Annotated in this window: 8 protein-coding genes; 6 read left to right on the plus strand and 2 right to left on the minus strand. The window is 57.5% G+C overall.

Annotation, left to right across the window (positions count from 1 at the left end; genetic code table 11):
- Nucleotides 1-36: 36 nt before the first annotated feature.
- The 3 genes from JMN36_RS01380 to JMN36_RS01390 all read left to right on the plus strand — a co-directional run bounded on the left by JMN36_RS01380 (nt 37) and on the right by JMN36_RS01390 (nt 4,636).
- Nucleotides 37-1,908 carry a penicillin-binding transpeptidase domain-containing protein gene (locus JMN36_RS01380; RefSeq protein ID WP_221923707.1) on the plus strand — a complete coding sequence of 624 codons (1,872 nt, stop codon included), beginning with the start codon at nt 37-39 and terminating at the stop codon, nt 1,906-1,908.
- 82 nt (nt 1,909-1,990) lie between these two features.
- Nucleotides 1,991-2,932 (plus strand): type I methionyl aminopeptidase, encoded by a 942-nt coding sequence (gene map, locus JMN36_RS01385; protein WP_012731791.1) that lies wholly within the window; start codon nt 1,991-1,993, stop codon nt 2,930-2,932.
- A gap of 33 nt (nt 2,933-2,965) precedes the next feature.
- Complete coding sequence (locus JMN36_RS01390; RefSeq protein ID WP_236881802.1) at nt 2,966-4,636, plus strand: cobyric acid synthase; 1,671 nt, start codon at nt 2,966-2,968, stop codon at nt 4,634-4,636.
- Here JMN36_RS01390 and JMN36_RS01395 read toward each other — a convergent pair.
- Both JMN36_RS01395 and mtr read right to left on the minus strand, forming a co-directional pair.
- Nucleotides 4,633-6,036: an MFS transporter gene (locus JMN36_RS01395; protein ID WP_221923708.1), complete on the minus strand. Its 1,404-nt coding sequence runs from the start codon at nt 6,034-6,036 to the stop codon at nt 4,633-4,635. The genes JMN36_RS01390 and JMN36_RS01395 overlap by 4 nt on opposite strands.
- 124 nt (nt 6,037-6,160) lie before the next feature.
- Nucleotides 6,161-7,702 carry a mycothione reductase gene (mtr, locus tag JMN36_RS01400; RefSeq protein WP_269091348.1) on the minus strand — a complete coding sequence of 514 codons (1,542 nt, stop codon included), beginning with the start codon at nt 7,700-7,702 and terminating at the stop codon, nt 6,161-6,163.
- Nucleotides 7,703-8,112: 410 nt separating this feature from the next.
- Between mtr and mqo the strand changes: the two genes are divergently transcribed.
- From mqo to JMN36_RS01415, 3 genes are all read left to right on the plus strand, one after another.
- Nucleotides 8,113-9,609 (plus strand): malate dehydrogenase (quinone), encoded by a 1,497-nt coding sequence (gene mqo, locus JMN36_RS01405; RefSeq protein ID WP_236881801.1) that lies wholly within the window; start codon nt 8,113-8,115, stop codon nt 9,607-9,609.
- Between the two features lie 138 nt (nt 9,610-9,747).
- The gene (locus JMN36_RS01410) at nt 9,748-10,920 is read left to right on the plus strand and encodes a magnesium chelatase ATPase subunit I (protein WP_204087099.1); all 1,173 of its coding nucleotides are present in this window, start codon (nt 9,748-9,750) and stop codon (nt 10,918-10,920) included.
- Complete coding sequence (locus tag JMN36_RS01415; protein WP_236881800.1) at nt 10,853-11,701, plus strand: vWA domain-containing protein; 849 nt, start codon at nt 10,853-10,855, stop codon at nt 11,699-11,701. Before JMN36_RS01410 ends, JMN36_RS01415 begins: the two co-directional genes overlap by 68 nt.
- Nucleotides 11,702-11,729: the final 28 nt, after the last annotated feature.

Genomic DNA, 11,729 nt, shown 5'->3' on the forward strand with positions numbered 1-11,729 from the left:
GCCTAGAGAACGCTGAACGCTGCTAGGTTTCGTACCATGCAGCGCGTGAGGCTTCGTCGGTATGGTCATGGCGGAAAGAAGATCCTGGCAGTGGCTTCGGTCACCGTTTTGGCGACGTTGAGCGCGTGTACACCAAAACCAGCTGGAGCACGCGAAGCGGCAACTGACTTCGCCAAGCAGCTCAGTGCGATGACCTCGTCGCAAGATAAAGACGGCGATGACGATGAGCCGATTGACCACGCCGATAAAGCGGCCGATGCAACAGACAATAAGTCAGCAGCAGAGGCAAGTATCACTGACTCCTGGAAGGGACTGCAGGCGCAGGACCTTAAAGTCAGCCTGAAAGATTTTTCCTCATCCGGCGATGTGTCTGTAGCTACGTATCACTACGACTGGACCTTGCCGAAGGATCGTTCGCTGTCATACGACGCTAAGGCCACGTTCGCTAAGACGAATCAGGCGTGGAAAGTGCGGTGGAAGCCAGCGGTCATTCATCCCGATCTGGGCTCTGACCAGCATTTAGAGCTTCGGGCGCTTCAGGCGGATCGTGCACCCGTTATTGGGTCGGATGGCCAGGTCCTGCTCGAACCGGGAACCCAATTCCGCGTGCTTCTTAATAAGCATGATTCGGCGACTATCAATCATGTCGCGTCTATCCTCAACGACGGCCACGCGGGGGACGCAGGGGTTCCGACGATTGATCCCTCCGCTGTCCACCAGTCCGTGAAAAACGTCAACGGCGATTACTCCGTCGCGATGGTGCCGTCACGTGCGCACGACGTCGTTGATGCACTCAAAGGGGTCGATGGAGTCACGCTTAACGAGGAACCGGCTCTGGTCCGTCCCGACCCGAACTTCGCGCCTGACATTCTGAGCAGGGTGTCGTCGATAGTGAATGACGAACTCGATGGGAAAAATGGGTGGCAGGTGGCCTCTGTGAATCCCAACGGGGCTGTCATTAAGAGCTTGGAAGAGCAGCAACCAACTCCTGCTCAGTCGGTCAAGATCAGTTTGAGTAAGAAGGTGCAGGACGCTGCCCAAAAAGCAGTGGACACCCGTGCGGATACCGAAGCGATGATGGTCGTTATTCGCCCGTCGACGGGTGAGGTCCTGGCCGTTGCTCAGACGGGTAATGCCGATAAAAAAGGTGATCTGGCGCTGACTGGTTTGTTCCCTCCCGGATCGACGTTCAAGATGGTGACGGCAACGGCGGGGATGCAGCACGGATTGGTGACGCCCGATTCCACCGTGCCGTGCCCGGGCACCATGGAAATTGGTAGCCGTGTTGTGCACAATTACAACGATTTCAGTTTGGGCAATGTTCCCTTGACCAAGGCGTTTGCGCAATCGTGCAACACCACCTTTGCGGACGTGTCTAGCAAGCTGAAGCCGGGGGAGCTGAAATCTACTGCCCAGCAGTTCGGCATCGGGCAGGATTACAAGATTGACGGGTTGGACACGCTGACAGGTCAGGTACCGCAGGCTGATGAGCTGGTTGATCGTGTGGAAGGCGGTTTCGGTCAGGGTAAAGACTTGGCTAGCCCGTTCGGTATGGCTCTTGTTGCTGCCACCGCTGCAGCGGGGAAAACTCCGACTCCTACCTTGATCGAATCCCACAAGACGACCGTCAAGAACACCAATGTGCCGACGATTGATCCCCCCACCATCGACAAACTGCGCGGGATGATGCGAGCTGTTGTGACGTCGGGTACGGCTCGTGCTATCGCAGGTGAGGGCGATGTTTTCGGTAAGACCGGTGAAGCTGAAGTCTCTGATGGGTCACACGCGTGGTTCGCTGGTTATCGGGGAGACCTCGCCTTCGCCACCCTTATCCCGATGGGTGGCGGGTCAGAGCACTCGGTTGCCATCACCCAGTCCTTTTTCCAGAACTTGGGTGGCGACGAATAACAGGCTGGCCGGCTCGCACTTAAACTGTCGACGACGTACACACCCAGTCGGCATCGTTAATGGATCGCGCTACCATGTGGTCATGATTAACGGTTCAGCAAAGAAATCTCACACATCGGAGTCACAGCGTCACGGCGGTGACCGTGCGCCACTCAAGCCCGGACATGCCACTCCTATCCGCCATGTCCCGGCCCATATCCCGCGTCCTGAATACGTTAACAGTGGCAAAGAGCCTCAAGAGGGGATTGGGGAACCCCTCGTTCAGACTCCCGAAAACATTGAGCGGATGCGCGAAGTGAGCGTCATCGCAGCAAATGCCCTACAGAAGGCGGGGGAAGCAGTTCAACCGGGAGTGACGACGGACGAGTTGGATCGGATCGTTCACGATTACTTCATTGAGCACGATGCTTACCCGTCCTGCTTGCATTACCGCGGCTACCCCAAAGCTAGTTGCATCAGCCTCAATGAGATCGTGTGCCATGGGATTCCGGACACCACCGTCGTGCAGGACGGTGACATTGTGAATATTGATGTCACGGCGTTCAAAAATGGGGTCCATGGTGACACCAATGCAACGTTCCTGGCTGGAAATGTTTCCGAGGAACATAAAAAGCTGGTCAAAGTCACAGAAGAAAGCATGTACCGGGCCATCAAAGCGTGTAAGCCGGGCCGGCCTGTGAACATGATTGGCCGTGTGATTGAGTCCTATGCTCGCCGTTTCGGGTACGGGGTAGTGCGTGATTTCACGGGTCACGGCATTGGAACTACATTCCACAATGGACTTGTCATTTTGCATTACGACGCTTCATGGCCGGATGACATCATGGAACCGGGCATGACCTTCACCATCGAACCCATGATTACGCAAACGGAGAACCTCGATTACCGCGTGTGGGATGACGATTGGACCGTCCAGCTGACGCAACCAGGAAACTGGACTGCACAGTTTGAGCACACCCTCGTCGTGACCGAGGACGGCGTTGAGATTTTAACGCAGCCAGATTTCTCCATTGACGAAGCGTGAGAATCGAACGTGCGTGGTTCGAGTTAGATACCCATGAATGCTGACTATGAAAAGGCCGGGTACGACAAGGCTGAGTCTTCGCCTTCTTTAGCTCCGGCACTGTTGGTGACCGGATGCACGTCAGACGCTGGCAAATCGGTCGTCGTTGCCGGTATGTGCCGGTCATTGGCGCGTCGTGGTTACCGGGTCGCGCCTTTTAAAGCGCAGAACATGTCGAATAATTCGGCCGTCGTGTTGGCGACTGATTATTCAGCAGGTGCGGGCAACTCGGACAGTGGGGAAGGGGCGGCGCATTCAGCTTCTCACCACGAGGCTGGCCGACGTCTCGTCGCTGGGGAAATCGGCCGGGCTCAGGCATTGCAGGCTTTCGCTGCCGGGGCTACCCCCAGCGTCGACATGAACCCAGTTCTGCTGAAACCGGAGGCAGACCGTCGAAGCCAATTAGTCCTCCGCGGAGTAGCGACCGGTACCGTCGGCGCGCGAGATTACATTGAACACCGCACGCACTTGCGTGAGGTCAGCGTTCAAGCCTTGGAGTCGCTTCGCCGCGAATACGATGTGGTCATCTGTGAAGGGGCGGGTTCTCCAGCAGAAATTAACCTCCGGCACACCGACATCGCGAACATGGGGTTGGCGGAAGCTGCGGATTTACCCGTCGTCCTTGTCGGCGATATCGACCGTGGCGGTGTGCTCGCGCACTTTTTTGGCACGTACTTCATTCTCGACCCCAGTGACCGCGACCGATTTCAAGGTTTCATTGTCAACAAGTTCCGCGGTGACGTCGGCATCCTCCAGCCTGGATTGGGCGAAGTCACGCGTCGAACCGGTGTTCCGACCCTCGGTGTCATCCCATTCGTTGACGGTCTATGGATAGATGCTGAAGATTCGCTTTCGGGTGCCAGTGGGCGAGTGGGCCCGGGGAATCCGCCTATCGGGACTGACACCATACGGGTAGCCGCTGTTCGCCTACCGCGGGTCTCTAACAGCACCGATATTGAGGCTCTATCGTGCGAGCCTGGCGTTGATGTGGAATGGACCACCTCTCCCGCGGCTATCGCATCGGCGGATTTAGTGGTCATTCCGGGGTCGAAGTCCACGATCCACGACTTAGAGTGGTTGACGAAAACAGCTGGCCCGCAACTTCAGGAACGCTACCGCGCCGGCCGGCCGATTTTGGGAATTTGTGGCGGATTCCAGATGCTCTGCCACGCCATTACGGATCCCGTCGAGTCCGGCCACTCCGAACCCGTCGCCGGCTTGGACTTCTTGGACATCGATATCGAGTTTTTCCCCGAAAAAACACTGGCCAATCACGGTACAGCGTTTGAGATCCACCACGGTCGAGTTGTCCGTCAAAACTGCCCAGGGTGGATCGGGCCGCTCCCGGATGGCGAGAGTTCTGGTGATCAGGTGGGCTCAGGCGAACACGTAGTTTCAGGTAACCATGCCGGCGGTGCAGCACGCTACGAGGGGGCACATGAGAAAGCCGTGTGGGGCACACACCGGCACGGGCAGCTCGAGGTCGATTCTTTCCGACGTCAATTCCTCCGCGATGTTGCCCAGACATGCGGCTTATCCGGATTCGTCCCCGGACACGTCAGTTTTCATGACGCTCGCGCTGAACAGGTCGACCGGTTGGCTGACGCAGTGGACGCAGCACTGGGCGCAGATTGGGCCGAACGATTGGGAATCGCGACAAGCTAGCCGGGGTTACTGACGCTATTTCGTGCTGCGTCGTCAATATGTCCACACCTGCGTCCGATGAGCGCGATGAATACAGGTGATAGAACGGCGACCACGTACACGACGCCGAAGGATCCGCCTGTCGACAGAGGGACGAGGGTGTGAACAAGAGTTGCCGCGGCGACAGCCATCGTCATCCCGGTCATGCCTGATACCTGCAGCGCAGACCCCATGAAGCCGGCTCTATCGGGTGGCGACAAACTCAACGCTGCCGAGTTGATGCGCGGATAGCTGTATCCCACACCAAACCCGGTCAACGTCCAAAACGCTGTTATCCACGCCCAATGCGCCCCGGATGCGCTGCTAATACCGACACCGGCAGCGCCGACCCCCATGACCGCGGCGGAAATCCACAACGTCACGGGGAGTGACCGCGGTTTGGCGCTCGACTGCACTTGCGATCCGATAAACCAGGTAATACCCGTTCCCGTCAGCGCGAGCCCAGTCAGCGTCGGTGGTAATCCATCACGACGTGCCAAAAGCAGAGGGATGAGCGCCTCGAGCCCGAAGAAAGCGTCGAAAAGGAATCTCAGAAGAACCATCGACGGAACATCACCCGCGGCGCGGAACGTGCCGACGGGTACTAGCGGGCGAATCGCGACGGCGGTCACGCCTGTGGCGAGGAGGAAGATCAGAACACCCCACGCCGCGAAATCACCGGAAATTGAGAGCGGATAGGACGCTATCGCGATAACGAGCGCCGCGATGAGCATCTTCGTTGCGTTGCGATGATCGGTCTCACGCGTTAATGGCGTCGTCGCGCGGGGGAGGAGAGGGAACACAATGATCGATGCCACAGCTGAGATGCCGAAAAGCCAATGCCAGCTGAGACTCTCGGTAATAATCCCCGCAACCCCAGGTCCAATGAGTGTGGGGATCACCCACGCACCGGCCAAGGCTGCGAACATTTTCGTCTGCAGGTGAGAGGGGTAGATGACGGCGATAATCGCATAGATCGCCACCACAATGGCACCCCCGCCGAGCCCCTGAAGCACGCGCGCAACGAGGAAGATCGGCATCGTCGGGGTGACAACAGCGAGTACCAGTCCAGCCACAAATACCAGGCCAGACCCCCGCAGTGTTCTCATTGCTCCCCGGGAGTCGGCGAGCATTCCACCAGCGACCATGGCGAAAATGGAAGCTGCCGTCGCCGCAGTGAACGTCAGTGTATATGCAGTGCCCCCTGGTGCTCCCAGACTTGCGGTGATGGTGGGCATGACGGACATGACTGCCGTCTGGTCAAACGCAGCAATGGTAATGAGCGTTATCAACCCAATCGTGAGAGCACGATATTGCGATGAGAGTAGGCCTTCCTGGGCGTCGGACGTCGACCCCTTGAGAGCAAACCTATTTCCAGCCATAGATTGAGCAGTTACCTCTACACTTCTTCTTTCGCTAATTGACCACCTGTTTATATACGACGATGGGCGAGTAGGGCCACTCGCCCCACTGCGGGACTATGCATGTGGGACTACGCGTGTGGGTCTACAACCCGAGGCCGAGGAGGGCATTTTCATTGACCTCCGACAGTGCCGGGTGGATCCAGTACTGTCCCTCGGCCACCTTGGGGACGGTCAGTTTCTGCTCCATCATGGTGATGAATTGGTGGATCAACGTCGTGGCTTGAGGCCCGATGATGTGGGCACCCAGCAGCTGATTACTCGTCGTATCAGCAATGAGTTTCACAAACCCAGTGGTATCTTCCATCGCCCAGCCATAGGCCACATCGCCATAGTTCTGCATCTTCACGGCCACGGTCGTGTTGTTTTTGTCCGCCCAGTTCCGCGCTTCCTCCTCCGTCATACCGACGGTCGCGATCTGCGGGTGGGTAAACACTCCTGCAGGAACAAACGCGTGGTGGAAGGCCTGTTTACCAGCATCGGGGCCGCTTGTGGCTATCTCTCCCATGCCGGCTCGCGTGTCTTCAGGGCTCTCCAAGAGCCCCATATCAAGCAAAACATTGTGTTTGACGACCTTCGCCTCGTGATTGGCCACGTGTTTCAGTTGGTACGGCGACGACACATCGCCCAGCGCCCACACACCGGGAGCGGTCGTTTCGCCGTACTCATTGACGACGATTCGCCCGCCATTATCAAGGTCCATGCCGGCCTCAGTGACGTTGAGGAGGTCGCCGTTGGGGGTTCGCCCCATGGCGACGAGAAGCGCCTCGGCGCTGACAGTGGTTCCGTCGTCGAGAGTTAGGGTGACTCCCTCGGTGTTTTCTGTTTTTCTTTCCGCCTTGGTGACGGTGCGGCCAAGATATGTTGTCCAGCGCTCGGACGCGATCTCAGTGAAACGCTCCGAAATGTCTGCCTCGAACCGCTTGAGCAAATGACGTGACCGGTTAATGACGGTCACGTCCACCCCGAGCGCGCTGAAGACGTGAGCAAACTCGGCGGCGATAACTCCACCACCAAGAATGATCATCGATGAGGGGAGATCAGGAATCCGGAGGATATCTTCATTCGTGTGATAGGGCACATCTGAATCCGTAACCACGGACGGAATGAATGGCCGCGAACCTGCCGCCACGATAATGCGATCCGCTGTGATCGTGACGGGCTGATCACCCTGCCCGGTTGCTAGAGTCCGTGGTCCGATAAAGCGGGCGAACTGGTCGTAGACATCCACTGTCGGGTTTTCATCACCACGGCGATATTCTTCGCCACCGCGGGCAATAGGGTCGATACGACGCTCAAAAACTCGACGCACGATGGCGGGCCAATCTACCCCGTCAACGTGGGCATGCACGCCGTACCGTTCCGCTTCCCGCGCAGCCTCCGCAATATCGGCCGCATACACATACATCTTGGTGGGAATACAGCCGACATTCAGGCACGTCCCCCCAAACGTTCCCTTTTCGACGATGGCGATCCGCTTATCACCGAATTCAGGCCCCGGGATCATATTTCCTGATCCCGTCCCGATAATCATGAGGTCATAGTGTCGGGTCGGCGCTTCGGGCCCATTGTGAACGGGTTGAGGAATGACCGGATTATTGCGTTCAGCCGTCGAGGTTGCAGCCATTGAACGTCCTTTCTATATCGATGACATGCGAATGATGCCGTCGCTTTATCATGCGCACGCGAGTCTACATTTCGCCTAACACCGCAGCGGTGAGTTCTGTTCCCACGCGGCCTCATTAACGGTAGCTGTATGCTTCCCCCGTTTAAGGGTGCTGATGATATGTAAATGGTCATTATGTTGGACTTTCCACGACAGTTGTGGCGTGTCTGCCCTCCGCGCCGGGTACTCTCAAACGGTGGGATGGTTCCGCGTTGGGATCAGCCCACGATTCATGGTTCTTGACCTGACGGGTCACCATAGCAATTGGCCGCGGGCCGTTTTGCGCAATATGACAGACCAGAACGAATAACAACTCGCTTCTCTTACCGGCGTCGCGTTGGTTCGCGGCGCTTCGAAGGATGATGAAAATCGTGTCAGAATCCACTGATCGCGTAGGAAAAGGAACCGACACCGATGTCGTGCTCATCGGTGCCGGAATTATCAGCTCTACGCTAAGTACTTTGCTCAAAGAGCTTCAACCGGATTGGGATCAGGTGATCCTGGAGCGTCTTGATATTCCGGCGGGGGAGTCGTCGTCACCATGGAATAATGCGGGCACTGGCCACTCGGCGCTGTGTGAGTTGAACTACACGCAGGAAGTCAATGGCGACATTGACATTACAAAAGCGGTGAGTGTGAACGAGAAGTTCCAGATCTCTCGCCAATTCTGGAGCTACCTCATTGAGGAAAATAAGCTAGGCAATCCGCGTGAGTTCATTAACAAGTGCCCCCACATGTCGTTTGGACACAGCGGTGAGCAGGTCCGTTTCCTCCGTAAGCGTTTTGATGTTCTCAGCAAGCACCCCTTGTTCCCGGGGATGCATTTCACAGATGACAACGAAAAGTTCGCTGAGAAACTGCCTCTGATGGCGCGCGGCCGTGACTACACGGAACCAGTGGCGATTTCGTGGACCAATGAGGGCACGGATATTAACTTCGGTGCTTTGACGCGCCAATATATTGACTACGTCACCCAGAATGGCGTCGAAATCCGGTATGGCAATGAAGTCCAAAACATCTCACGAGAGGGTAGTCACTGGAAGGTGACTTCGAAGAACCTTCACACCGGGGATACCTCCGTTATCACGACAAATTTTGTCTTTGTTGGTGCGGGCGGTATGGCCCTGCCGCTATTGCAGAAAGCAGGCATTCCGGAAATTAAGGGTTATGGCGGTTTCCCTGTCTCCGGTGAATGGTTGCGCTGCACCAACGAGGACTTGATCAAGCAGCACGCTGCGAAAGTGTATGGCAAGGCATCCGTGGGTGCTCCGCCGATGTCGGTACCGCACTTGGATACCCGCATTATCGACGGGAAACGTGGTCTTTTGTTCGGCCCCTACGCTGGTTGGACGCCGAAGTTCCTCAAGAAGGGCAGCTTCTTGGACCTGCCGAAGTCGCTGCGCCCAGGGAATATCGCGTCGCTGGTCGGCGTCGGCCTTCAGGAATTCGGCCTCACCCGTTACCTCGTGGAAGAGGTGTTGAAGAACCAGACTGCTCGTGTGGAATCGCTCCGTGAGTACATGCCGTCGGCTCGGGCAGAGGACTGGGAGTTGGTTACCGCGGGTCAGCGTGTTCAGGTCATCAAGCCGATCGGTGCGCCGAAGTTTGGGTCCTTGGAGTTCGGAACCGCGGTGATCTCGAGCAACGACGGTTCCATCGCCGGTCTGATGGGTGCATCGCCGGGAGCCTCGATCGCTCCGTCGGCAATGATCGAACTGCTGGAACGGTGCTTCGGCAGCAAGATGATCGAGTGGGCGCCGAAGATCAAGGAAATGGTGCCGTCGTACGGCAAGTTGATGTCGCGTCACACTGATCTGTTCCATGAGCAGTGGGATCGTTCGCAGAAGGCATTGCAGCTGGAATCCTAGACGGCTATTGAGCACGGCCTGGAATCGGTGAAGATTCGGTTCCGTGCCGTTTTCTCGTGTCTTTCACTTGTCGCATGCTGGTGTTTATTATCGGTGGCGGTAAACCGTTCACGGTAGGAAGCCTCTAGAGTAGGAAGTATGTTGCCTTCGTCACACAGCGTTTCGCTTTTCCCTTTCAGTGCCGTGGTTGGGCAAGATCAGCTGAAATTAGCGCTGATTTTGACCGCTATTTCTCCTCGCATCGGCGGTGTTGTCGTTCGAGGCGAAAAGGGCACGGCGAAGACGACGACAGTCCGTGCTTTCTCGCGGATGCTTCCGGACCCGAAGGCGAAGGTTGTTAACCTCCCGTTGGGTGCCACGGAAGACCGTGTGGTGGGCTCAATTGATGTCGAGCGCGTCCTCACCACCGGCCATGCTGAATACCAGCCCGGCTTGCTCAGCGAGGCAAACGGGGGAGTACTGTACGTCGATGAAATTAACCTGCTGGCGGACCACTTAGTCGACATCATCCTCGACGCTGCAGCAACCGGGCACATCAGCATCGAGCGCGACGCGGTCTCTCACACGGAGGACACCGACTTTGTCCTCGTCGGCACGATGAACCCGGAAGAAGGAGAGTTACGTCCGCAACTCTTGGACCGGTTTGGTCTGGCTGTCGACGTTTCCGCGCCGCGTGACACGAAGTCGCGGACGGAAGTAATGCGCCGGCGGTTGGCCTTCGATGAGAACCCCGAGGAATTCCTCGAGCAGTGGGCCGATGCCGAGAGGGACATCGCGACGCGCATTGTTGCTGCTAAAGAACGTGTGACAGAAGTAGAACTCACCGACGTAATCTTGGGGCGAATCGCATCCATCTGTGCATCTTTTGATGTTGATGGCATGCGCGCAGACCTTGTCATTGCCCGCGGCGCTGCTGCCCACGCCGCCTGGGAAGGCCGGACAACGATCAAGGATTCGGACATCAAAGTCGCGGCCGAATTGGCGCTCCCGCACCGCCGTCGGGACCCCTTCGATTCGCCCGATATCAGCGACGATGAGCTTGACGAAGCGTTGGACCGCGCACGTGACGAGGTTCCCGACGAACCGGATGACGACTCCGCGCCGGACAACACCGAGGACACTGTTGGTGACCTCGATACCAACGGTGCCGACGACACCAGCGATGATGTCGACTCTGATGAGACACCGGACCCGAGCGCTGGGCAGCCCACACCGCAGCAGAACAAGTCCGATGTAGACAACGATGACAACCGCGGTCCGGCACCGCAGGAAGGAGGCCGCGCCGCCCAGGGCGCGCCCTTTCGCCGCTAGGCTTGTTCAGCTTCAGAAGTTAGGCCAGGTCGAATCCAACGCGCTGGGGAGGCGATCACATGCTATATCAGCGCACGGTTCAACTATTCGAGCCGTACGAGACGGCCACGGTTTCAACGTCGTGGGCACGGTCCTCGCCGCGGCCGACCGTGGGGCACGGATCGACAATTACACGCACCGGGTTCCTCTGAAATCGAATGACGTGCGCGGAAGCGTCCGTCGTGGATCGGAAGCAAACCTCGTCGTGTTCCTCGTCGATGCCTCGGGGTCGATGGCAGCACGCGACCGCCTCTCAGCTGTGACGGGGGCGATTATGTCGATGCTGACCGACGCTTACCAGCGCCGCGATAAGGTGGCCGTAATCACTATCCACGGGTCGGAAGCAACAGTCGTTCTTCCGCCGACGCGGTCGATCACGATCGCTGCCCGTCGTCTAGCCGACGTCAAAACAGGTGGGCGTACACCGTTGGCCGCTGGGCTCGATAAAGCCTATGAGGTGATTACTCGCGAGCATTATCGGGAGCCTGGCCGCAGAGCTATCCTCATGTGTCTGTCGGATGGACGTGCTAATGGCAAAGGCGGTTTGGCCGCCGCTGAGGCAGCAGCTCGTCGTATCGCCCGTCGTGGGCTCGCGGGGAGCGTTGTCATCGATTGTGAACGCCAAGGTCGGGTGCGTTTAGGTTTGGCATCGCGGTTAGCGGCTTACCTTCATGCCCCGTGTGTTCGGTTAGATGAGCTGTCGGCCGATAATCTAGGTGGAGTCATCAAGACGTTGAGCTAAAACGTCGAGGTCGGACGTTGAGGTAGAA

Source organism: Corynebacterium pseudokroppenstedtii, assembly GCF_019754945.1.
Taxonomy (GTDB): Bacteria; Actinomycetota; Actinomycetes; order Mycobacteriales; family Mycobacteriaceae; genus Corynebacterium; species Corynebacterium pseudokroppenstedtii.